Here is a 23,434-nt window from a genome sequence, read left to right as displayed (position 1 = left end):
GCAAAGGTACTATAAATGTCGTTTGAAACACAAACCTGAAGATCTTAAAGTCTCTAATTCAGTAGTTTGATGCCTATCACACATTGTTAAGCCTCTTTTTCATCACTACTGATATTCCTCTCTGTGTTGCAATGCTTAGTGTTTGTGGTGAAAAATGAAAAAACTGATCAGCTTAGCTGTCCCGCTAATTATCTCTCAGCTGGTTGCGCAATTGTTGGTGTTTACTGATGTTTGGATGATGGCGCAGATGAGCATTCTTGCTATTGCTGGTGGTGGCCTTGGTGCTGCTGTGTATTCGATCATCTTTACTGTTGCAGGTAGCACCGTAGGTTGTGTGGCGAATTTGATTGCTATCGCTTATGGCAAAAGACTGAAAGACACAGACAAAGGAGATGCCGAAGTTAGCATTTCACTCAAGAGTGGACTGTTGCTTTCCGTTATCCTGACACTGACCCTGTTACCACTATTCTTCTTGATGGATGGCTTGCTGCTTAAAGCAAACCAAGATCCAGAGGCTATTGTCCTAGCCGTCGATTACCTCGATGCACTTAAGTGGGCGATGTTACCTACTTTGATTTTGTTGGTGTTACGAAGCCTTGTTAGTGCATTTGGCGATACTCGTTCAGTCATGGTGATGTCAATCGTAACTGTCATCTTAAATGTTCCACTCAGTTATTTGATTGCATTTCATTGGCAGATGGGATTAGCAGGTTTAGGTTATGGCACTGCGTTAGCCGCCTTCATCGTCATGCTTGGTTATGGGTACTGGGTCTTCACCCGCAATAAGTACCGTCAATATAACCCGTTAACCCATTGGCATGAGTATCGTTTGGGGATCCTCGTACCTTTGCTGGCAATTGGGGTACCCATTATGATTGCGACCCTGATGGAGCATGCGCTCTTTTCTACAGCGGTATTATTGGCGGGTACCTTGGGTGCGGTGTCGTTAGCTATTCATCAAATTGCGATGCAGTGTTTGAACCTGTCTTGGAATGTGGCATTTGGCCTGTCGCAGGCGGCTTCTATATTGGTGAGTCAGCATGTTGGCCAGCAAGAGCCTGAGATAGTTAAGTATTATGCTAAACAAGGTTTAATACTCGTGACTATAACCAGTACATTACTTGGGATCTTATTGATTGCAAATCCCGAGTTTCTTACCGTCGTCTTTAACGTGGAAGGCGATACTCTAGCTGGAGAATTGGTTGCCGCTCTGCCTGGCGTGATGATCATGGTCGCTGCCTGCTTTGTTGTTGATGCTTGGCAATTGGCAGCAATCAGCATCTTGCGTGGAATGAAAGTGGTTAAAACGCCAACGGTAACCACGGTGATTGGATATTGGCTTATTGGCCTTCCGGCAGCCTGGCTATTAATGCACAAGTTCGGTTTGGAAGGCGTGTGGGGCGGAATAGCCGTTGGGTTAGCTGCGACAGGGCTAATGCTGTTGTTCATCTTGCTGCGTGAGCTACGAAAGCTGGAGGGACAATATGAAGGCAATTATATCGAGCAAGAGTCAACGGTGATGTCATCCTAAGCGTTATATCCCTAATGTGCCCATAGATAATTCGTACGGAAGTCTTCCGTACGAATTGCCGTTCTGACGATGACAGGTTATACTTTTCTTGTACGGAACACTTCCGTATAGAAGGAGGTTCATATGGCAACAGCGCGCTTAGACTTGCGTTTAGATGAAGAAATTAAAGCTAAAGCCGAGAAAGCCTCAGCATTATTGGGGCTGAAAAGTTTAACTGAATATGTGGTTCGTCTAATGGATGAGGATGCGACCCAAGTAATCGCAAATCATGAAAGTATCACCCTTGATAATGATGCATTTGACCGATTTGTCGAAGCATGTGATAAGGCGAAGTCACCGAATAAAGCATTGCTCGATGCAATTAATTTTGCTGATGAAAAGGGCTTTAAGTAAGTGAGTTGGTCCAAAGAATTTATCGAGCTTGATAAAAAATCACATGATCGTGCCTCGTTTGATTGTGGAGAGCCGGAGCTCAACATATTTATACAGACCCAAGCGGCGAAGCACATGCAGGCAGGTATTAGCCGAACAATGGTACTACCTGCCTTACTTCCGCTTCCAAACCAAAAATTACCGATTTGTGCTTTCTACAGCATTGCGCCAAGCTCAATTTGTCGCGATACATTACCTGCAGTAATGGCAAAAAAGCTCCCAAAATATCCTATCCCCGTATTTCTGTTAGCCCAGTTAGCCGTTCATCATGAATATCATGGTCACGGTTTGGGGAAGGTGAGTCTCGTTAGAGCGTTAAAGTACTTATGGCAAGTTAATGCGCATATGAGAGCTTACGCCATAGTGGTGGATTGTTTGAGCCCAGACGCAGAATCTTTCTATACCAAATACGGTTTTGAAGTATTGTGTGAGCACAATGGTAGGGTCAGGATGTTTATCCCGATGAAAACCGTTGGTCAGCTGTTTGATTGAAGCTAGTCTGCTCGACGTTGAATAAGCGTAAAAAAGCCGGAGTGATTGCTCCGGCTTGATCTAATCAACGTAAACGGAATACGTCAGTTTGTTTGTCGTTTTGTACTTCGGCAAAGCTTCGGATGAACGGACCTTGTTGGCGGACTTCTTCTGGAAGGCGGTCTATTAAGGACTTGGCTTCTTCTTTTGTTTCGAAATCCCCATAAATCACCGCATACCAGCGACCACTTTGACTTTTCTTCCAGTTAACCCAAATAGGTTGCTGGCCTTGGATATGGTTAATGTAGTTTCTAACATCAGCTTGACGCTCTTCAGTCAGAGCAAGCACCTGGATTGTGAAGCGCTCAGGGTTGAGGTGGCCATAGGCTTCTTCAGTGGTCATCTGGCCAATACATTGGCTATCAGTGTGTGTATTTTCAGTGGTAGAACAGCCGGCCAGCAGAAGTACGACTAGCATTGCAAAAATCTTTTGCATCGAAAAAACTCCTTGGTGAATAACCTTTATATCCAGCATCTTGGATATATCTTTTAATTTTTATTAACGACAATTTTATCAACATTGATGAGTGTTTGTTTGACATTACTCGATGTGTAGAGTGTGTTTGCCGAAGAACGCAGCAATAGTTGATTAAAAAACCACCGTCCAACCAATAGGGGCCAGCGCATTCTTGCTATGCGTTTGACGTTGTATAGAAAACAGCTCGTTTGATGATTCTATTTTCAGTTACCTCTAAAGTTGAAACTAAGGTGTGACTATTCTAACTATATTTCATTATACTGTATATATGTACAGTATCTTTGGGAGCGATGGAGATGGAGCTATTTCCTTACTTTATTGAAGGTGTTAAATGCGGTTTTCCGTCACCTGCTGATGGTCATCAAGAAGAACTTGATTTAGAAAGTTATTTGATTCGAAACCCCAATGCGACTTTTTTTCTAAAGGCATCGGGTGACTCAATGATGGGCGCTGGGATTTACGATGGTGATCTATTGGTCGTCGACCGGGCTGAGCCCGTATCTCCTGGGCGAATTGTGATTGCCCGTATTTATGATGAATTTACTTGTAAGCGGTTGATGCGCCATGAGCAAGCATGGTGGCTAGTGGCAGAAAATCCCAGCTTTCAGCCATTCCCGATGCCTGAAGATTCAGAAATCTTTGGGGTGGTGACACGCAATGTTCACAACCTACTGGAGTAAGCCATGGCGGCATTAGATGGGTATCGTGGTCAGGTTTGGGCGCTTGTTGATGTTAAAAGCTTTTATTGTGCCTGTGAGCAAATCTTTGACCCTAAATTAGTTAATAAACCTCTTGTTGTCCTTTCGAATAACGATGGTTGCTGTGTCGCTCTTTCACCACAGGCCAAAGCGTTAGGTATCAAGCGAGGTGCGCCTTGGTTCAAAATTGAACGGGAGGCACGAAAGATGGGGGTTGAGGTCCGGAGCTCCAACTATACCCTCTACGCTGATATGAGCCGTCGCTTTATCGAAGAATTACATCGCTTTTCCCCCCATGTAGAGCAGTATTCCATTGACGAAGCCTTTATACGATTAGATGGTTTTAAATTGGATGGTCTGACACAAATGGGAAAAGACATTCGAGATACCGTCTACACCCACTTGGGGTTACCTGTCAGGGTCGGGATAGGGGCTAGCCCGACGTTGGCCAAGCTGGGTAACCATGCTGCAAAGCAATTCGAACAGCGGGTCGAAGGTGTTATTCAAATTGACAATGAAGAACGGCGTCGTTGGCTGTTAGAGCGTTGCTCGGTGCAAGATATATGGGGAGTCGGGGCAAAAACGGCGACACGTCTACACACCAGCGGTATTGCTAACGCCCTTGCACTATCAGAGCAAAACCCAGCGGATATGCGCCGATTGTGGAATGTTGGGCTAGCCAGAACCGTACTTGAGCTTCAAGGGGTCGCGTGCATAGAGCCTGGGGATATAGATGAAAAGCGCAAGCAGATATTATCCAGCCGTAGCTTCGGCACCGATTTGACGGATTTAGGTGATTTGAACGCTGCGCTTGCTTTTCATTGTCAGCGTGCCGGAGAAAAACTTCGCCGTCAGCACAGTCAAGCCAGTGTTGTCAGTGTGTTTCTTCGGACAAACCACTATAAAGACTTACCACAGCATAATATCAGTTGTGCGAAAGAGCTTATGTGCCCTAGCCAAGATAGCTATCGATTCCTTGATACGGCCATAGCGCTGTTGAAGTCCGTTTATCGCCCGGGTTATGCCTATCAGAAGATAGGGGTGATCTTAGAGGGGGTGACCGATGCCAATAATGATCAGTTTCAATTTGATATGTTCGACAGTAGTGTATTGGAAGAGGTGAAACGGCGAGACTTAATGGCCATTACCGATCAAATGAACGCCAGATTTAAAAATGGCGTTAAGCCGGCTTCAGTGATTGGTTCAACCAACTGGCATATGCGTCAAGCATTTCGTTCCAATCGCTGGACAACACGGCTGGATGAGTTGCAGGTGGCAAAGTGTTGAAGGGAACGTACCCGTTCGGCTAGATATATAACAAAACCGAATGTCATAGAGTGAAAGCGAATTTCTGAATTTAGACAATTAGTTAATAATTACCTGTATCTACTTAGGTTGTTAAAGATAGAGGTTATGAATGTTTGTTTGGATAGGGATTGTGAGTTGCATTCTGATCGCCTCATCGTTTACCTCGGGGCTGATGAGTGCTGTATTAGACTTCGCCGCATTCATCATCATTTTGTGCCTTGGAGTTAGGCGGATAAATCAAAATAGTCGACGAAATAACCTAAAAGAGAGAGACATGAAGGGCGCAAAGAAAAGTGCTGAATTTCATGAGGAATTGAAGCATATTAACAATAAGTCTAACCGAATAGACATTACACCGTAACGAAAGCTAATAAAACCGGTAAACCACAATGGTATTAACCGGCTTCTTAGGAGTAGGCCTTTCTTGTCAGTATTCGTCGGTAATGGTTTAGCTAAAAAATTGGATGTATGCAAAGGAACTGCTGCCGATACATACCCAAAGCAACACACCCAACAATAGTGGTTGGATACCCGCAGCGCGCAGTTTTTGGATCGTGATGCCAGAACCAATCAAAAATAGGCATACCACTAAGAGACGTTTAGATAATGAAAATACTGCACTATAAAAAGGCTGGAAGTTAGGTAGCAAATAAGCCACAACAATCGCTATACAGTAAAATAGAATAAAAAATGGTACCCCAACCTTTTTACTGTTGCCCTTAAACATCAAGGCACTGAGAAACGCGATTGGAATAATCCACAGTGCGCGGGCAAGCTTCAATGTTGTGGCTGTTTTTAATGCTTCATCGCCATATGCACCAGCTGCACCCACAACCGATGAAGTATCATGAATTGCAATTGCGGCCCAAGTACCAAACGCATGTTGACTCATCTCAAAGAAATGACCGATCACCGGAAAGATAAACAATGCAATAGCATTGAGGACAAATACGGTTGCCAGTGCCAATGACGTTTGATCATCTTTCGCGTTAATGGCCGGTGCAACAGCCGCAATCGCGCTTCCTCCACAAATCGCAGTACCCGATGCAATCAGATGGCCAGTCTTCTGTTCAATGCGTAGCAATTTAGTGAATACGTAACCCAGTACCAGCGTAAAGAAGATAGATGCCACGATAAGCCCAAAACCTTGTTTACTGGCTTCGATAGCTTGATCTAGCTGAATACCAAAACCTAAACCAATAATGGAGTACGAAAGCAGCTTCTTGGTTAAGGCAGCTAAATTGAACTGGGTAGGGACAACTCCGAAAGTAGCGAGGGTGAAGCCAAGAACCAAGGCGATAGGCGAGCTAACAACCGGTAGTAGGCATAGCAGCGCTGCTGTGATGAAAATACCGTATTTTGGCGTCAGTTTGCTGAAATTTGGTTGAACTGTAGACATTGTTATTACATATGAACAAAACGTGGCAGGAGTATATGTCTAAAGTGGTATAAGGAAGATTATAATCTTTTTATGCCGGGGTTAAGAAATGCTTAACCAATAGCTTAGTGGTATCGAGTAGACAGAATAAAGGGCAGGAAATATATCGACTCTGGGCTGCTATTTTTTGATCCACTGACCTGAAGAGTCTTGGTAGTAGTTGCCTGAAGAGGTTTTTTCTATCGCTTTTTTGTGAGCAATATGACCAACTTCTTTAACCGTTAAGCCGTGGGAGACCGAAATTCTTTTGAAGGTATTTGTTCGCCGCTTATTAACCTCGGCAACTAAACTTCTGACTTCTTGGGACGGGCGGGCGGTAATAGGAGCAATCAGCCCAGTGTTTGCCTCACCAACCAGACCTTGATCCTTAGCCTGCTGAAGGTTGAGAGCAAATGCACTAAACGCGATAAAGAACGATAGAAGGAAGAGCAGTACTCGTGTCATGGCATACTCCCTGCTGCCTTAAAAAACATCGTCATCATTAAACAACTCATCGATTTCCTTATCAACTTTAATTCGAATCTCGTGCTCTATTTTGACATTCAAATTAACTTCTATCGGCTTTTCTGAAGCGGTAACTTGTACCGTCGGAGTGCAACCTGATAGTGCCGTCAGAGACATTACCGAAAATAGGGTGATAAAAAATGGTATATAAAACAGCTTAAGTTGGATATCCATTGGTTACAACCTTCTGTGGACTTCATACCTAACGTACTGCTTTGTAGCAGCATAGAATCGATAGGCTCGTCCAGCCATGTGATTTGTTAAATTCAAGCGCAAAAAGCTACTTATCCACACCAATCTGCTTTAAGAACATATTTTCCAGCTTCGTTGAATTAATCATATTCAGTGTTTTTATCAAAGCTGGAATGTTTTCTTCTAAACTAAGGTTCAGATTTATTGGGCGTCCGGATAAAACATCAGGGTTTCTCCCTTTAAAATGTGATCTGGCACTCAATTGACCTTCTTTAGAATAGTCTAGATTAACAATCAGTGAGTGGTAGTTATAATTTTTGAGAATTTTACTAACCACGAGCAAGCTACTCTCACTGGCTGCCTCGACATTCTGATCAATGGCTGATCCTTCTTTGTATTTTAGGAGCCCACCCGGGTAACGAGCATGGAGTTTCCCCGCCTGAATAACAGGGGCTTGATCTTCAACGCCAAAAGGCAATATGCCATCTATAACCCCTGTCATCTCAATATCTTTTGCTTCGATGGCCTCAATGAGTTTGGGCAACTTCAATCCATGTACACGAATAGGAACCGGAGGGATATCGGACAAGGAGCGACTGGTTACATTGTGCAGGCTGATGTCTCCTCCTAAGACGTAAGCTTTAGCTCTATGCAGCTTGTAAAACGGTTGCTGGGTATCGAACTCAAGCAAGGCATACAGGTTTTCAAGTAATATCCCGGTATGTAAATAACTGACATGTAAGCTGATAGGCTGACGCGAGCGTATTCCTTGATTGGACATATCGATAGCAAATGATACGTTGAGATCAGCATAATGAATATTATGGATATAGCCGCTTAAGTTTCTTGTATATAACCCAAGTTGGCCTGACCATTGATTGCCTTTTACTGTGATTTTCGCGTCAAAGCCTATTGAACCCGCAGTGATGTCATGATCTATGGGCAGCTTAGGGAGATAATATTTCTTGAGAGATTTTTTGCTAGAAAAAGGAATATCATTGCGGTGTAACTTAATATTTGCTTGCTTAAGAGGCAGTAAGTAATCGATGGTGTAGACAAACAATGTCGTATGGCGCTTGTTTAAAATACTGCCTTTGAACCTGGACCGGCTTGGGGTGATATCAAGTACACCTTCTGTCATTAACCCGGGTAGGCGCTGGTTATTTTGATTCAAGGATAACTGGATTTGATAACCGGCGTTAACATCGAATAGGATGGGGTGCTTTGGCGGCAATTCTATATTGAATGCTAAGTTGGACAAAACGGATGTAAGCTGTCCGTTATAGCGCTGTACCGGTAATTGGCTACTATTTTTAGTCTGGCGGATTGCAGCTATTTTAGCGTCAGATGTTTCTTCTGGAATGATCAGTTTTAGTGCGTCAAGGTTATTGGCTTTTATGGTAATAGGGTGCTTGTCATCGGTCGAAATGGATAACCTGGTAATATTGTCCTGCCTGAATTCCTGGGCAATATTTATTTGTTTAGCTTCAATGGTGACCTTATCAGCATCAGCTTCAATCCACTCACCAGTATGTTGAAAGACTATTCTATCGATGTTGAGCTGAGTATCGACTAGCGTCAATTCAACATGATCGTCTGTCCATTCGCCTACCACGGTTGATGTGATTTGGCTATTTGTCATAGCGAGCTCTGGTACTGGAAATAATTGCGGAATAAGTGCATTGATGACACTTTTCGCATGACATTGTAATGTACTATCGTTTCTGAGAAAGGGCACCAGGCACTGAAGCTTCGAGAAAGTTAACTGCATGTCATAACCTAGCCTGTGGTTGTAAAATCGAAGCTCTTCGCTGTTTTTATCTAACCCCACATCAATATTGCCATTTCGGTAATTAGTGTTAAAAGTCAGTACGCCATCTGTGTTGAGCTCTAGCAATGCAAGGGAAGGGATGGTCTCACTTGAATGATCAGAGCTCAGTGCGGCGTGTTGGAAGGCAAAACGGTTGAGTTCCACACTGACCATTTCCGGCAAGGCGACTTCGATGGCGTAGCTGGCATGTTCGACATCGTGGAAATGAAAGGGATCATTAGCTGCAGAATTAGACGGTGCGTTGTCCTTGAATGATAAGGATGTCTGTTTGGCTGTGATAATAATCGGTTTGGTGAGTTCTGCATTCGGGATATCGTATAACTTGAGCCGATCGGTGAGATCGCGTGTTCGTTTAAATTTAGCCTCGCAGCGGAACTCTTTGGGTAAAGGGCTAATGAAACTTACATCGGCTTTGCAATCAAGTTTATTACCTTTTGGGCCAATAGCCGTACCTTTAAAGTCTGCATCCTCAAGAGAGCGGTGCTTGATCAGAACATTGATGTCGTAGGGCTCGTCAGGGCCGAGTGCTTTACCTTGTAAATGCAGCTTTGCGTGTTTGTCTGGCCTGTTCTCCCTAACCCGTGGGGTATCCAGCACTAGCTTGGCATTCATGATCAAGTTGCCATACGTGAAATGATTCACTTTTAAATGCTTTATAGGCAGCAGGGCTAGATTGGCTATCGCATGGCCAAGGTGCAGGCCTTCATGAGTGTCATCAGGCTTTTCTAAAAACTCTGGTAACTCTATCGGTTGGGCAAAGCGTAATTCTTCTGCCAGCAATCGCATGCTGGAAGTTGGTTGGTTAAGATCAACGGTCAGGGCAATGTCATTACCTTGCTGCTGAAAATCATCAAGTAACGTTTGCCATTGCGGAGTTAGGTTGTCTATATGCACGGCTAACGGTGTTTTGTCTTGTTGCCAGCTGAGCGAAAAGTGTCCTTTGTTGAACGCCATGGGGTAGGTATTTTGCCCGATATCCTGTGGTAGAAAGATGTTTAGTTCAGCGGCATCAATAATACCGGTTAAGGTAATAAAGGGATCGGTGGTCAGAACAAGCTGTAAGTCATTAACCTGTTGTGGGATCTGCGTGCCTACAGTGTTTTCTACTGTCACTGAAGCCTGCTCGCTATGTGCGCTAAAAACATATGGAGCTGATAAATCTGTTAAGTTAAATGTTATATCGTTGAATGTAATGTCATTAATGGAGACCCCATGGGGTTTAATCGCATTCTGTATACTCGGGGCCAAACGAACTACGGTATGAGGTGACAGTAGCCGCCATGATGAGGTAGAGATGGCACTTTGATCATTTGAAAAGTGCTCTAGAGACAATTGCCTGATAGTGATAGCTGTTTTGTTGACTGAAATTGATAGTTCGTCAATTTGAATACGTTTGCCGATATGAATACCTGAGATAGCATTGATTTCAACGCCCTTTGACGCTAACCAAGGGGGGATGAACACAGCGAGTAAAACAATGGAGAAGACGGCCAAGATCATGGCATAGATAAATACCCGCACATACCGGTAGCGGCTTGATTTTGATGGCGAACGATGGTTATTTTTGTCTACAGCGTCATTCATATAGCAATTGAAATTCTAACTAACAAAAGTGTTTTATGACTTTTATAAGCATAAACGCTGTGCTGGGAACTGTGATAAATATTGTATAAATCAAACACTTCTAGCTTAACAATTTTGAGGTTTATTCTACTGCGTTTAAGCTTTTCGTTCTGCTTAGGATAAAATTTTGTCATTTCTTGAAGTTGCTGAATTCCTATGATTTTTTTATTGTTTTTTTGTAAGGGTTTGCCTGATAACAAGAAAGTTTCAGGGTATGGTTTTGATGTATAAATCTACTTTATTCTGATTAGTTGGTGTAATCATCTTATAGCTTGTTTGGGACAGGTTGATTGTTTGTGACAAAACTGAGACAAAGTGAGGTCAAATATAAGAAAATCATCAGGATGTGATTATGTCAGAAACCTCTCCAATACAGTCGTCTACCGCCGGGCCAACCTCATTGAGCAAATTGATTCGCTTACTAGGTCCTGGTGTGATGATGGCAACAGCCGCTGTTGGTGGCTCGCACTTAGTCGCGTCAACCCAGGCGGGGGCAATATATGGTTGGCAGCTTGCTGCTTTGATTTTGCTGGTAAACCTTTTGAAATATCCTTTTTTTAGAGCTGGCGTTCAATACACCATGGGAACAGGGAATAGCCTAGTACAGGGTTATGATGGTATGGGGAGAGGGTACTTATGGGTCTTTACCGGATTAAGTCTGATCTCTGGCGTAGTTAACACGGCCGCATTATTGCTTTTCAGCGCAAGCTTGCTGGGATACTTTTTACCGTTCAGCCTGTCACTACCGGTCTTATCTGGCATTGTCGTTACTTCTTGCTTGGCGATATTGATAGCTGGCCACTATAAGGCGTTAGATAGCTTATCTAAGATCATTATGACGGTGCTGGTTATTGCGACATTATCGGCTGTTGTCATTGCTGCAGGTAAAGGCAGTGTGGCTCCTGCTGATTTCGAAGCACCGTCAGCTTGGTCTATCGCTTCTATTGGCTTCATTGTGGTGATGATGGGGTGGATGCCTGCACCGATTGAAATTTCGTGTCTAACGTCATTGTGGCTTAAGAGCCAGTGTAAAGAGCAGCAAGTCACGCCACAGTCAGCGTTGTTTGACTTCAATGTCGGCTATATTGGTACGGCGGTTCTTGCGATTGTTTTCCTATCTCTTGGCGCACTGGTGTTGCATGGTAATGGGACAGAATTGAAAGCATCGGGTATTGGCTTTTCACATCAATTAGTCAGTATGTATGCGTCAACGATTGGAGAATGGTCGCGCTACCTTATTGCTGTTGTGGCTTTCTTTGCCATATTTGGTAGTACTATTACCGTGATTGACGGCTATGCTCGTTCGTTGGCTGAAGCCCAGTCATTATTGCAGTCAAAGCCTGTTGGCCAACGTGCTTTTCATCATGGTTGGATGTTGTTTATGGCTGTATCTGCAATGGGGATCATTCTGTTCTTTAGTTCAGCATTAATGCCAATGCTTGATTTTGCGATGGTAATGGCCTTTATGACGACCCCGATCTTTGCCTTGCTTAACTATCAATTAGTTTCAAAAGCCGACTTACCGCTGGCGTTGCAATGGTCAAAGAAAATGAAGTTGCTTTCGTGGGTAGGGTTAACGTATCTGTTTGGCTTTTTGGCTGTGTTTATCTGGTGGAAGTGGTTAATGTAAAAAAGAGCCGGATACAGACAGGACGTAGGTATCCGGCAGATTCCATCATGGTGCAGGGCTGTTTATTCTGAGATAAGGATATACAGCCCTTAATTATTGTTATTAAAATTCAGATTAATGCTATCTGTTACATTGCAATAGTATTCAATTATCCAGCAAGAGTTGGCTCACTTAAGGCTTCATTATCTGCTTTCGAATGTATGGTTAAGCACTTTTTTTTAGGGACTGTTAACTCATTATTAATCTGCTTAATGCCTTCAATAAGTGAGTTATGTACAACGTCAGTTTGCCCTGCCTCGAGGGCATGTAGCGCTCGGAATAATGTTTTTTGTAGTTCTGTGACTTGTTTGTTGGCGTGGTCGAGTTCTATAGAGCCGAGAGAGATAAGATCGCTGACTTGTTTCGCTGAGCCCTGAGAAGAAACTGAAAGTTGGTGTGAGATTATTTGTGAAGAGCATAGTTTCAAATACGAAAGGGTTTGGCTTAGTGACTGCGAGGTTTTGTCCATCCGAGAACTCCTTTAGGTTCATTATGCCACAGGGCATAGGCGATAATGATGTCCGTTATTGATAAGTGTTTTAACAAGCAAATAGGTTGAGTAGTTGTTATATTGCCTTTAAATACAATCTAAATCAGTGTAAAGAGAAAGAGTTTGGCTTAGATCAAGTTGAGCATAAACAAGGTGTTGAATCGGCACGATTTTAGTCGCTTTTATGACTAAGTTATCACAATGGTATGAAATTTTACGGGGTATATACAAAACATTTTGAATGATTATTCTGTAGCGTGAATAAGGCGTGTTATGAATTCGAACTCACGTCGCCATATGACAAGGAGAAAGGGTGAACAAGCTATTGTCTTTTGAGGCTTTGATGGTGCTAGATGCTATTGAGCGACGAGGTAGTTTTGCTGCAGCATCGGAAGAGCTTGGCAGGGCACCTTCATCTTTGAGTTATCAGGTTCAGAAACTTGAACAAGATTTAGACTTGGTGATTTTTGATCGCTCTGGCCATAAAGCTGTGTTTACCAAAGCGGGACACCTCCTGCTTGAAAGAGGCCGACTGTTATTGACGGCGGCAGATGAAATGATCGCTGATGCCAGCGCATTGGCTCATGGCTGGGAGCTTGATATTACGATTGCCTACGATGGCTTGGTTAAAGTGGACGCTTTGTTCCCGCTGGTGGAAGGACTTGCTCAGCAAAGTAAAACACGAGTTCGCTTTCAGGAAGAAATACTGGCGGGTTGTTGGGAAGCCTTAGCGCAAGATCGAGCTGATATTCTTATTGCTCCAGCGCCAACTGTCGCACCTCCCGAAGTGAAAATTCAAACATTAGGTACCTTGGACACGATTTGGGTAGCGCACCCCGATCATCCTATTCACAAGCATAAATACCCACTGGATCCGGTCATTCGCAAACAATATCGAGGCATAGCTGTTGCCGACACGGCACGCAATTTACCGCCTATTACTTATAACATTCTTGATGATCAGCCATTACTGACTGTGGGGTCGATGCACGACAAGTTAAAAGCGTTGAAAGCCGGGTTAGGCATTGCGACCATGTCTTATCGTTACGTAAAAGAAGCTATTGAAAGGGGGGAGTTGGTGGTTATTGGTGATGATCCCGTTAATGAGCTTGAGTTGGTGCTAGCTTGGAACCGTAGCCGAATGGGGAAAGCAAAATCTTGGTGTATCCAACATATAGCCTCGCTTTGGAAAAAGCAGGCTCGGAACTAACAACGTTAGTTATTCGAAATTATTTAATGGCGTATAAAGGTAAGCACAAAATCCTGTGACTAATATCATGCACCCTCAACTTAGGAGGATGTATGAAATTTGAAAATACAGCATTTGATGAAGAGTTTGATCGTAATGCATACCTGGAAAGCTTCTTAGCTGATCTTCAATCTGCTATTGAGGATGAAGATTGGGATGTTGCCATTGATTTTGCACAAAACCTGCTGGCTACGGCCATCGTTCTAAAAGAAGAAAAAGAAGAAGAGGTGGCAGCAGCATAGTCATGCTGCCACCTTTCCATCACTCGGTCTGTGATTACTGCTTGAGAGGCAGTAACATTTCAACAATACCGTCTTCCATTTGAATATCGATTTCAAACCCGACTTTTTGAGCAAGCATGATCATGCCTCTGTTTGAAGGCATGGTCATTCCGGTAATACGCTGAATCCTAGCTTCTCGGCAATAGCGAATGATCTTATTCATTAAAATGCTTCCTAGCCCGACGCCTTTAAGATCAGAACGAACAAGGATGGCAAACTCGGCTTCAATGTTTTCTGGATCTGACAGGGCACGCGTAACCCCAATAATAGTTTCTTCAACCAGGCCTTGGCTATTTGTTACCTCCTGAACCGCAACGAAGGCCATTTCACGGTCGTAGTCTATCTGGGTAAAGTTTGCTAGCGCTTCATGGTTGAATTCTCCTACGTCAGAGAAAAAGCGTTTATACAGATCTTCAACCGACACTTTGGCGATAAATTCGGCATGCTGAGGTTCATCCTCTGGCAGGATAGGACGAAGCAATATCTGTTCACCGTTCTTCAAGGCAACCTTTTCCTCAAGCTCTTTCGGATAAGGCCGAATAGCCAGGCGTTCTTGGCGGTTACCAATAAAATTGCGCAGAGTCATCGAGGCATCAATAACTGTCATTTCATTGCCTGCGGCAAGTAGCGGGTGGATATCGAATGATTCTATTTCTGGACAATCAATTATCAACTGAGACGTTTTGACCAACAGGCGGCATAGCGCTGGGATATCAATTTTCTCCGGCAAGTTACGCTGGGTAATTTTGCCTGTTTTGATCGCATTGATGACCATATATCGGGCTAGCGCCATATTTAATGGCGGGATGCCCACAGCGGCATTTTTGTGAATGTCCCAATCTTCCATATCTTCACCCAACAAGATGACAGGACCAAAGACATCATCGTTGTGCACGGATAACCTAAGCTCCTGAGCGCCGGCACGTTTTGCCATTCTCTGGACCAATAGACCGTCGATCCTTGCATGCGGATAATCCAATGACACACGATCAAGGATCGCTTGCGCGCCATTGGCAACTTCTTCCGCCGTTCGCAAATAAAGGAGAACGCCATGAATTTCTGATTTATGGGGAATATCAGGCGAGCGCAACTTCACGGCAACGGGGTAGCCTATTTGGTTAGCAATATGTGCGGCTTCTGCTGGATCGCCAGCAATCCAGGTTGGTAGGGTATTAAAGCCATAGGACTCTAACACTGGCCTAACATCGTGAGTTTCTAATTGAGAGACACCTTGTGCCAGAAGGTGGTTCACAACGTCATGTACGTGCTTTGGGTTGGCCTTGGTCTCACCAAATGATACGGGAGTTTCCATTAACTGTTTTTGGTTTCGTCGGTATTCGACTAAATGCATGAAAGCTGACACGGCACTTTCTGGGGTACGGTATGCGGGGTAACCGGCTTCAGTGAAAATTTTACGAGAGGCAACGGCCTCATCTTCACCTGCCCAGTTGGTTAATATATTAAATTTTCGGGTACGAGGGTGGGCATTGAGCACTTCAACCAATCGGCGAGCTGTCTTGTTGCCTGTCGCAATAGCTGATGGAGAGTGCATGATTAACAGTGCATCAAAGTCATCACTATCAAGGAGAATTTTGACTGCTTCTTCGTAGCGACTAATATCGGCATCGCCAATGATATCTATTGGGTTTGCCTTTGGCCAACATGACGGCAATATAGCCGAGAGTTTGCTGGTGGTCTCTTCACTTAATTGAGCAAGTTTTCCGCCTCGATCGGCCAATGCATCAACCGCCATGATCGCCGGGCCACCACCATTAGTCAAAATAGCCAGCCTTTCTCCACGCAATGGGACTGAGTGGGCGAGTGTTTCAACGGCAGCGAACAGTTCATGGGTATTGTTTACTCTTAGCATACCGGAACGTCGAATCGCTGCGTCATAGACGGCATCCAGTCCGGCAGGAGAGCCGGTATGCAAGAAAGCTGCGGCACTGCCTGCGGGCGTTCTACCGCTTTTCACTACCAAAATCCGTCGGTTTCGCGCTGCGGCTCGAGCTGCCGACATAAACCGTCGTGCATCTTTTACTGAATCAATATAAAGCAATATCGCTTCGGTCTTACTATCCCGACATAAGTTATCCAGTAACTCGGCGAAATTGATATCACAGGCATCGCCAAGGGAAAGGAAAGTCGAGAATCCGACATTTTTGCTTTTAGCCCAGTCCAATATGGTGGTGCATACTGCCGCTGATTGAGAAATGAAGGCGATGTTGCCTTTGTTAGCGGCTATCGGGGAAAAGGATGCGTTAAGATTAATCCATGGCAGAATCAGCCCCATGCTATTGGGCCCGACCAAGCGCATATTGAACTGCCGAGCAACATCGAACATTCGCTGCTCTTCTGTTTGTCCACTTTCTACAATATTGGCCATCCCCGCAGCCAACACAATGGCGACTTTAACGCCTTTTTCACCTAACTGGCGAATAATGTCGACATTGCGATGAGCATTGGTACAAACGATGGCTAAATCTGGTATGCGAGGGAGGCTTTCAATCGTAGGGTAGGCGAGAACACCAGCAACGGCATCGTATTTGGGGGTGACTGGCATTATGGGGCCATGGAAAGAGCCTGATAAAAGGTTACGTATGACCACATTACCGGCTCGGTTTGGGTTGTCCGAGGCACCGATTACGGCAATTGACTTAGGTTTAAGTAGTTTGTCTAATCCGTCCATATCACCCTCATTCTCGCATTGATTTTCACTGAGTGTAACTAAAGCAACATCGAGTTTCTGACTAAAGTGTAGGAGCTGTGATCAATGCCTAATATCAATGAATTAGGTAAGGGAATGATGGTGGCAAGTCCATTGCCACCTGAATAGCCTGATGGAAAATGGTTTATATTTGGTACTTGGATTTATCGCCGATATCGTAATGCATTGGCATGCGCCATTTAGAAAATGCGGCAACAGCCAGTAACATTGCGCCTGTCATACTGAACGCGATGCTGATTTGCAGTTGGCCGAAGACCAAACAAAACCAATACCCGGCTAAAGCCAAAGGGGTGAGCAATAAAGGCTTTAATTGAAAGCAAAAGTACTCTTTTATGGAAAGGGCACTAAAAGAGAATAAAGCCGCCCCAAGAGCCAATGGTTGCCAAAGGCCACTCAAAAGCCAAATAACAGAGAAAAGCGCGCTACCGAGGATTAACCAGCGGAAGCGTTTATCGTAAATATGTACCGTAGTCGTTGCAATAATTGCTGCAATGACAAGTGCCGTTGTACCAACATCAAGTTCCCAAGCGAGAATTGACATTATTCCTGCTGCGGCCGTAAGCGCAGAGCGATATAGGATCACTGTCAATTTATCCAGATTGTCCAAGTCGCTCTTAATGTGAGGATCGGCCATGTTGGACCTCCAATGAAACGAAAGAAAGAATGCAGAAGTATTTTACCTCTAATTCTTGTGATGAAGGGCCGAGAGTTTTTGATCTAACGTAAACTTAGGCTTGAATGGTGGAAATTCAGACGGCAGAATGTGACTAGATTTTTTGTTTGGCAGAGAAATAATGAAAAAACTAGCCATATTGGCCGTAGTTACGGCAATGTCTGGGTGCGCTTCAGATTCTGAAAATACTGAGATTATTACTTCATCCCAAGAAGAAATATATCTTCAGGAGCAAGTTGAGTCAGAGACTTTGGCTAAATTGGAAGAGGATACAATCTCGAGCAGCGAAAGTGTAGATCAAGCAACTGTTGCTGACGTCATAAAAAAAGCCGCTGAAGAGGATAAAGCTTCAGGTTTGCAGCTGTCTAAGGCCAGTTACTCGATACAGGTCTTGGCGCTAAGTCATAATAAAGGCTTCGTATCGTACATGAATAAACTTCCATCAGACCAACCGGTATGGACTAACACAAAACAACTTAACGGTGTTCCGTGGTATACCTTGCTATACGGAAATTTTGATACCAAAGAGCAAGCCCGTAAGGCTCTTGAGGCATTACCTAGAGATGTTAAAGAGTACGGGCCATTTATTCGAGATTTAGCTGAAGTTAAAGCCTCTCCCACACCGAAGTTGACTCGTTTGAACTAACGATAAACCAATCAGGTTTGCCTTGGCGACCATCACTGTCGTTGTTATGTTGTCAAAACCCACAATCCTACATAGTGAGGTTGTGGGTTTTGTGCTTTTTGCAAATCAATATCATGCATTGCGAGTAAATATTGGCTCGAATGACTGCTTATTGTTAAGATTTCGAAATAAGTAGCCATAAAGAACGATATGAGGTGCAATAGTCACCTTTTTTTTATTACTATTAAGGAAGAACTTTAGACAAGGGATGATAATGAGCTCAATCCACGTTTTATTACTCTGTGGCGGTGGAAGTGCCGAACACGAAGTCTCTCTAGTATCTGCAAATTACATTGAACAGCAGCTCAAGCAGATTGACGACATTACCTATACCCGATTGGAAATGAATACGGATGGTTGGTTTGACGAACAAGGTCAGCTTTACCATCTTACGCTTGACCGCACGTTGCATCAGGGTGAACAGCAACAGACTGTCGATTACGTTATTCCATGTGTCCACGGCTTCCCTGGTGAAACTGGCGACCTGCAGTCATTTCTAGATATGGCCAAATTACCGTATCTTGGCTGTGGTGCGGAAGCGAGCACAAATTGTTTTAATAAAATCACGACGAAACTGTGGTTTGATGCACTAGGTATCCCAAATACTCCCTATGTATTCCTAAGTGAAAACTGTGAAGAGTCGCATCTTGAGGCAGCAAACGCTTTTGATAAGTGGGGGAAGGTGTTTGTAAAGGCTGCCAGCCAAGGTTCGTCGGTTGGTTGTTACCGCGTCACTGAAAAAGAAGCATTGGCAGAAGCGGTGAATGCTGCTTTTGGTTACTCCGAGCAAGTGCTGATTGAAAAAGCCATTAAGCCACGTGAATTAGAAATCTCTTCTTACGAATACAATGGTGAGCTAATTATTACCAAGCCAGGTGAAGTGTCTTGTCCTGACGACCAGTTTTATACCTATGAAGAGAAGTACAGCGCTGACAGCCATTCAACGACTGCCGTTGAAGCAATCAACCTGACGGAAGCACAAATAGAAGACATTCGTGAGTATGCTCGTAAAGCGTTTATACATATGAAGCTTAAAGATTTGTCCCGTATTGACTTTTTCTTGAGTGAAAATGGTGAAATCCTGCTAAATGAAATCAATACCTTCCCAGGTATGACACCCATTTCGATGTTTCCTAAAATGCTTGAAAATCATGGTCATACATTTAAGGGCTTCTTAGAGCAAGCGATAATGAATGCTGTGAGGTAATTATAAGCCGGGTTTATCCCGGCTTTTTTCACTCCGAAGTAAACTGGCTATACTTTAGGTAGAGCACGCCAGTAAAGATAACAATTATGAGGCGACAAGTAATTAATGTTAACGGATGATATGAAAAAACAGCGCTTTAAGCAGTTGCAAGGGAAGAACTATCGAGCCAGTTTACGACTAGAAGGTATTCACTTAAAGTCTGATGAGAGTGAAATTAATGATAGTGTACTGACTGAAGTTGAACATATAAAAAAGCTGAAAGGACAATATGCCAGATAAATATGGGGTTGATAGAGACCCAGATTGTTATCCAAACAGTACAGTTCTAATTAACTTGCTCAATATCCGTGATGAGGATGAACTTGAAGCGGCAGAGCGGGATTTCACAAGGGTGCGAGCGAGTCACTTTGAACCTGACTTCCATAACTTCACTTTCGAATACCTTAAACAAATTCACCAAATCCTGTTTCAAGATCTCTACTCATGGGCTGGGTTACAAAGAACGGTTGATATTACCAAGGGAGAAACCCGATTTTGCCATTGGGAAAATATTGAACGTGAATCCCAAAAGCTATTAAGTGAGTTAGCGAACCAAGACCACCTGTGTAATTTAAAACTAAATGACTTCATTGAAAAAATAGCTTTCTTCTATTGTGAACTTAATGTCATCCACCCGTTCAGAGAAGGGAATGGCCGAGTACAACGCATATTTTTTGAAATCCTTGCGATTAATGCTGGGTATGAGATTTGCTGGGAAGGAATTAGCTTGAAAGAGTGGGTAGAGGCCAACCAAGCCGGCTATTTTGGCAATATGGAACGGTTACACGCGTTATTTGAGCGAATAACTACACCAATTAATTTAACGGCGGGTTACAACGAACATTGGACAGATGAGCCAAAACGCTAACATAAGATTAGCTATATCCTAGCGCACTATAATTTTATATTATTAACTCAATATAAAATTATCATCACTAACCTAAAATGACTATTTTTCCCACGGTTTAGGCTTGATAAACTTACCTATCTCTTTCTCATGTCGATCAGTATTTCCGACATATTGAGCCGGCATCGCAGGGCTTTTCCAACGGCCTTGTTCTTGAATATCGATTATTGACATGCCTGCATCGGATAAATCTTTTGCTGCTCCGACACGCGGAGACTGTCCTGAAAATAGGGACGTGTCACCTAATCCTAATTCATCACTGGCACGACGAAAAATACGGTATATGGAAGAGTGATCTAATGGCTTATCACCAATATTACTGTGTCGGTCTATACGCCTGAACACAAAGCCTTCCGAAATCATGCCAATGACGAGCCAGCGTTGTAAGGCTTTAGACGCAATTGAGCTCAATGCAATAGTCGTCGAGCCGACCTCCAAATCTATTAAACCCGAGCTATGGATGTATAAATTTTCCGCACACAGCGCGGCAAGCTCACTACGTTTCAGCATTGCTTCAAACATGACTGCCCATATAGCCAAATCTCTGATATCTTTAGGTTTTGTAGATAATTCGAAACTATCTAGTAGCTGTTGCAGGTGCTCATCACGGAAGGGAGCTGCATTCTGGTAATCGTCGTGTTTATCAAGTTGCTGTTTTTTCATGGCTAGTCGAATCTCTGTTTTAGCACAGGGGTCACTTAAGTTATGACAGCGATGAATAAGCGAGATAGTTATAATGTAACGCTTTAGGCTAGCTAACTTTCGGCTTTTCGCCATTAGCTCAATATAACGATGCACGGTATCTGGTTTAGCTGGTAACGAAGGAATGTGCTCTGAGCTGCAGAACACTAAAAAGTTATTCCAGTCATTTTTGAAGGAGATGAGAGTATTAGATGCATATTGATTGTGTGTCAATTCATCGAGTAATACTGTTGATTCCAAGTGATGACGAAAACGTTTGATACTGGACAAGCAATCAGCTTCATTTTGAATCGGTGGAATTTCTTTGGCCATGATATAATCCCTAATGCACTATAATTTATAGTTTATAACAATCTCATATAGAATTCGATTAACTTGATATATAATTTGTGCAGATGTAACACTAATGGCCTTAACAGCAGGCAATCAAAGATTTTGATGCTTATATTTAAGAATACTGATGATAACCATAGGGCTCAGTATGGCTCAACCAAACGAGGCAGAAATGAAAAAAAGACTGTTCCACAGAGGCCACAACATTGAAAATGCCTCAGGAGCACCAGATGGCTGGAAAACAACCATCAGTGGAAACACCATTATCAGTAAGCTTTCGTTAGTAAAGAAAAGTATTGATTGGTGGTATGACATGCAGACGTTTATGCCACCCGAAAAATTTATTATTGCGGGTTCAAGAGAAAAAGCGAGTCAACAAGTTGAGGACTACAAGGGTTTCAAGTTAATCAATGACAACGGAGATCTCAATGGTTGGTATGTGATCCTTGGAACGAAACTGTTAAAAGGATCGCCGACGGCCATTAAAAAGCACTTGGATCTCGTGATAACTAAAATGCAGAAAAAATAATATCCTCAATAGCTATGACATAGTCGTCAAACAAAAACGCCCAGAGTAGGGCGTTTTTAGTATTTTCGAGCTAGTTGATAGTAATACAAACCTACATATTATCCAGATTGGTATTACTAGTCGTTTTCATCAAGCTTTTCGACATCAACGAGATAATCACCTTCAAGCCAGTTACGCCCAATCAACAGTTTGTAGTCAAGTTTGCTTCTATCACGAAGGTTGACGGTGACTGTTTTATGCTCACCGTTCCAGCCTAAATCCATTTCTACCGAATAACGACGTTCAACGCCTTGAGCATTACGGATTTTGCTCACTTTAACGATTTTTCCTTTGTATTGAGCTTTTTCTCCGTTTTCATTGACGGAGGTGAACTCGACGGTATGGCCCAGATGATCTCGCATATTATCACTGTCACTATCGTCACCAATAACGTTGATATCCTTGGCATGTATCGAAGTCGTCGCGGCACCAGTATCAATGCGGGCAAGATAATCCATTTCTAAATCATAGACTTTAATCGTCTCGACCTGACCTACAATCGATTTCGAATCGTCACTTTTTGACTCAGCCATGGCAAGATTGGAACCAATAACAGAGAAGAACAACATTGCTGGGATAAAAAGTCTTTTCACGAAAACTCCTGACTATTAGGTACAAACTGAGGGCAATATGCCATTTATCAGATGAACGTTATATGAATCTCATCTACTTATGAAAACTCTAGTTAATTCTTAGCAGATTACGAATATCTGAACAGCTTTCACCTGGTGATTTAAAATGGAATACCTCAAACCCCAGCGCTTTTGCCGTATCTAGATTTTTTTGCTGGTCATCAATAAAGAGTGATTCTGTTGGGTCGATACCAAAACGTTGGCAAAGTAATTCAAAAATTTCAGCTTCGGGCTTAATGGCTAGCTCTTTACCCGAAACTAATCCACCGTCGAACAACTGATACAATCCGTGTTGCTCATTCAATTTTTCAAAAAAAGCGCTACTCATGTTCGTAAGAAAGTAAGCGGAATAGTTGAGGCTAAGAACTTGATTGACTAAATCGTAGGTGTCATCGATGAGCTGTAGATTACTTTGAATGTGTTCAAAAAAGTCTTCCATTCTTGATACGGGCAAATTGACCCGGGCAGCACAGCGAGGGATAGCTTCAGCCATTAACATTGTGCCACGGTCCAGTGATATCCAGTCTGGATGTCGAAGTACATGTTCGAGCAAAAGAGCTTGCTCATCCTTGGAATCTGTAAAGGAAGACACGATCTTTGCAGGGTTCCATTCAAACAAAACTGCGCCAAAATCAAAAATTACGTTTTTAATCATATCTGTTTCCGTTACAGTACCTAATATTGATACAATTGTGGTTCAGGTGA

The 23,434-nt window shown here is 43.3% G+C and carries 24 protein-coding genes; 13 read left to right on the top strand and 11 right to left on the bottom strand.

What is annotated here, in order from left to right:
- Positions 1-154 precede the first annotated feature (154 nt).
- From ACVA53_RS10535 to ACVA53_RS10525, 3 genes are all read left to right on the top strand, one after another.
- Positions 155-1,531 carry an MATE family efflux transporter gene (locus tag ACVA53_RS10535; RefSeq protein ID WP_446505076.1) on the top strand — a complete coding sequence of 459 codons (1,377 nt, stop codon included), beginning with the start codon at positions 155-157 and terminating at the stop codon, positions 1,529-1,531.
- Between the two features lie 123 nt (positions 1,532-1,654).
- Complete coding sequence (locus ACVA53_RS10530) at positions 1,655-1,924, top strand: type II toxin-antitoxin system TacA family antitoxin (RefSeq protein WP_255040555.1); 270 nt, start codon at positions 1,655-1,657, stop codon at positions 1,922-1,924.
- Positions 1,925-2,455, top strand: a complete 531-nt coding sequence (locus ACVA53_RS10525) for a GNAT family N-acetyltransferase (RefSeq protein ID WP_255040553.1) — start codon at positions 1,925-1,927, stop codon at positions 2,453-2,455. It abuts the gene before it with no gap.
- Positions 2,456-2,519: 64 nt separating this feature from the next.
- Here ACVA53_RS10525 and ACVA53_RS10520 read toward each other — a convergent pair whose 3' ends face one another.
- Positions 2,520-2,930 carry an SPOR domain-containing protein gene (locus tag ACVA53_RS10520; protein WP_255040552.1) on the bottom strand — a complete coding sequence of 137 codons (411 nt, stop codon included), beginning with the start codon at positions 2,928-2,930 and terminating at the stop codon, positions 2,520-2,522.
- A 338-nt stretch (positions 2,931-3,268) separates the two neighbouring features.
- Here ACVA53_RS10520 and ACVA53_RS10515 point away from each other — a divergent pair, with 338 nt between their 5' ends.
- The gene (locus ACVA53_RS10515; RefSeq protein ID WP_255040551.1) at positions 3,269-3,652 is read left to right on the top strand and encodes a LexA family protein; all 384 of its coding nucleotides are present in this window, start codon (positions 3,269-3,271) and stop codon (positions 3,650-3,652) included.
- Positions 3,653-3,655: 3 nt separating this feature from the next.
- Positions 3,656-4,957 carry a Y-family DNA polymerase gene (locus ACVA53_RS10510; protein ID WP_446505075.1) on the top strand — a complete coding sequence of 434 codons (1,302 nt, stop codon included), beginning with the start codon at positions 3,656-3,658 and terminating at the stop codon, positions 4,955-4,957.
- 469 nt (positions 4,958-5,426) lie between these two features.
- Here the strand turns inward: ACVA53_RS10510 and ACVA53_RS10505 are convergent, their stop codons facing one another.
- From ACVA53_RS10505 to ACVA53_RS10490, 4 genes are all read right to left on the bottom strand, one after another.
- On the bottom strand, positions 5,427-6,377 hold the full coding sequence (locus tag ACVA53_RS10505; protein ID WP_255040549.1) for a YeiH family protein: 951 nt from the start codon (positions 6,375-6,377) through the stop codon (positions 5,427-5,429).
- 159 nt (positions 6,378-6,536) lie between these two features.
- The gene (locus tag ACVA53_RS10500) at positions 6,537-6,860 is read right to left on the bottom strand and encodes a YdbL family protein (RefSeq protein WP_255040548.1); all 324 of its coding nucleotides are present in this window, start codon (positions 6,858-6,860) and stop codon (positions 6,537-6,539) included.
- An 18-nt stretch (positions 6,861-6,878) separates the two neighbouring features.
- Positions 6,879-7,094: a YnbE family lipoprotein gene (locus ACVA53_RS10495; protein ID WP_373689531.1), complete on the bottom strand. Its 216-nt coding sequence runs from the start codon at positions 7,092-7,094 to the stop codon at positions 6,879-6,881.
- A gap of 106 nt (positions 7,095-7,200) precedes the next feature.
- A complete protein-coding gene (locus tag ACVA53_RS10490) occupies positions 7,201-10,527 on the bottom strand; it encodes an intermembrane phospholipid transport protein YdbH family protein (RefSeq protein ID WP_446505074.1) in 3,327 nt (1,108 codons plus the stop codon).
- A gap of 391 nt (positions 10,528-10,918) precedes the next feature.
- Between ACVA53_RS10490 and ACVA53_RS10485 the strand changes: the two genes are divergently transcribed.
- Positions 10,919-12,196, top strand: a complete 1,278-nt coding sequence (locus ACVA53_RS10485) for an NRAMP family divalent metal transporter (RefSeq protein WP_446505073.1) — start codon at positions 10,919-10,921, stop codon at positions 12,194-12,196.
- A 148-nt stretch (positions 12,197-12,344) separates the two neighbouring features.
- Here the strand turns inward: ACVA53_RS10485 and ACVA53_RS10480 are convergent, their stop codons facing one another.
- Entirely contained in the window at positions 12,345-12,704 is a 360-nt protein-coding gene (locus ACVA53_RS10480) for a hypothetical protein (protein WP_255040545.1), read from the bottom strand.
- A gap of 334 nt (positions 12,705-13,038) precedes the next feature.
- Between ACVA53_RS10480 and ACVA53_RS10475 the strand changes: the two genes are divergently transcribed.
- Together ACVA53_RS10475 and ACVA53_RS10470 are read left to right on the top strand one after the other, a co-directional pair.
- Positions 13,039-13,935: a LysR family transcriptional regulator gene (locus tag ACVA53_RS10475; protein WP_274125081.1), complete on the top strand. Its 897-nt coding sequence runs from the start codon at positions 13,039-13,041 to the stop codon at positions 13,933-13,935.
- 92 nt (positions 13,936-14,027) lie between these two features.
- Complete coding sequence (locus ACVA53_RS10470; RefSeq protein ID WP_255040544.1) at positions 14,028-14,216, top strand: hypothetical protein; 189 nt, start codon at positions 14,028-14,030, stop codon at positions 14,214-14,216.
- A gap of 34 nt (positions 14,217-14,250) precedes the next feature.
- On the opposite strand, the gene ACVA53_RS10465 is transcribed toward ACVA53_RS10470, so the two are convergent.
- Positions 14,251-16,944: a bifunctional acetate--CoA ligase family protein/GNAT family N-acetyltransferase gene (locus ACVA53_RS10465; protein ID WP_446505072.1), complete on the bottom strand. Its 2,694-nt coding sequence runs from the start codon at positions 16,942-16,944 to the stop codon at positions 14,251-14,253.
- A gap of 163 nt (positions 16,945-17,107) precedes the next feature.
- Positions 17,108-17,617, bottom strand: coding sequence for a DUF2301 domain-containing membrane protein (locus ACVA53_RS10460; protein ID WP_446505071.1), 510 nt, complete (start codon positions 17,615-17,617; stop codon positions 17,108-17,110).
- 160 nt (positions 17,618-17,777) lie between these two features.
- Here ACVA53_RS10460 and ACVA53_RS10455 point away from each other — a divergent pair, with 160 nt between their 5' ends.
- The 4 genes from ACVA53_RS10455 to ACVA53_RS10440 all read left to right on the top strand — a co-directional run bounded on the left by ACVA53_RS10455 (position 17,778) and on the right by ACVA53_RS10440 (position 20,455).
- The gene (locus ACVA53_RS10455; RefSeq protein ID WP_255040541.1) at positions 17,778-18,302 is read left to right on the top strand and encodes an SPOR domain-containing protein; all 525 of its coding nucleotides are present in this window, start codon (positions 17,778-17,780) and stop codon (positions 18,300-18,302) included.
- A 253-nt stretch (positions 18,303-18,555) separates the two neighbouring features.
- Complete coding sequence (locus ACVA53_RS10450; protein WP_255040540.1) at positions 18,556-19,548, top strand: D-alanine--D-alanine ligase; 993 nt, start codon at positions 18,556-18,558, stop codon at positions 19,546-19,548.
- Positions 19,549-19,668: 120 nt separating this feature from the next.
- Positions 19,669-19,827, top strand: a complete 159-nt coding sequence (locus ACVA53_RS10445; protein WP_446505070.1) for a YhfG family protein — start codon at positions 19,669-19,671, stop codon at positions 19,825-19,827.
- A complete protein-coding gene (locus ACVA53_RS10440) occupies positions 19,817-20,455 on the top strand; it encodes a putative adenosine monophosphate-protein transferase Fic (RefSeq protein ID WP_446505069.1) in 639 nt (212 codons plus the stop codon). Before ACVA53_RS10445 ends, ACVA53_RS10440 begins: the two co-directional genes overlap by 11 nt.
- 81 nt (positions 20,456-20,536) lie before the next feature.
- On the opposite strand, the gene ACVA53_RS10435 is transcribed toward ACVA53_RS10440, so the two are convergent.
- Complete coding sequence (locus ACVA53_RS10435; protein WP_446505068.1) at positions 20,537-21,508, bottom strand: tyrosine-type recombinase/integrase; 972 nt, start codon at positions 21,506-21,508, stop codon at positions 20,537-20,539.
- Positions 21,509-21,677: 169 nt separating this feature from the next.
- Between ACVA53_RS10435 and ACVA53_RS10430 the strand changes: the two genes are divergently transcribed.
- Positions 21,678-22,058 (top strand): DUF3319 domain-containing protein, encoded by a 381-nt coding sequence (locus tag ACVA53_RS10430; protein ID WP_446505067.1) that lies wholly within the window; start codon positions 21,678-21,680, stop codon positions 22,056-22,058.
- A gap of 116 nt (positions 22,059-22,174) precedes the next feature.
- On the opposite strand, the gene ACVA53_RS10425 is transcribed toward ACVA53_RS10430, so the two are convergent.
- Together ACVA53_RS10425 and ACVA53_RS10420 are read right to left on the bottom strand one after the other, a co-directional pair.
- Complete coding sequence (locus ACVA53_RS10425; protein ID WP_373689533.1) at positions 22,175-22,666, bottom strand: ATP-dependent zinc protease family protein; 492 nt, start codon at positions 22,664-22,666, stop codon at positions 22,175-22,177.
- Positions 22,667-22,778: 112 nt separating this feature from the next.
- A complete protein-coding gene (locus ACVA53_RS10420) occupies positions 22,779-23,384 on the bottom strand; it encodes an HAD family hydrolase (protein ID WP_255040535.1) in 606 nt (201 codons plus the stop codon).
- Between the last annotated feature and the right edge of the window lie 50 nt (positions 23,385-23,434).

This window comes from Photobacterium sp. DNB23_23_1 (genome assembly GCF_052873815.1).
Note: the sequence above shows the minus strand (reverse complement) of the source record. Positions and strands in the feature narration are given on the sequence as shown.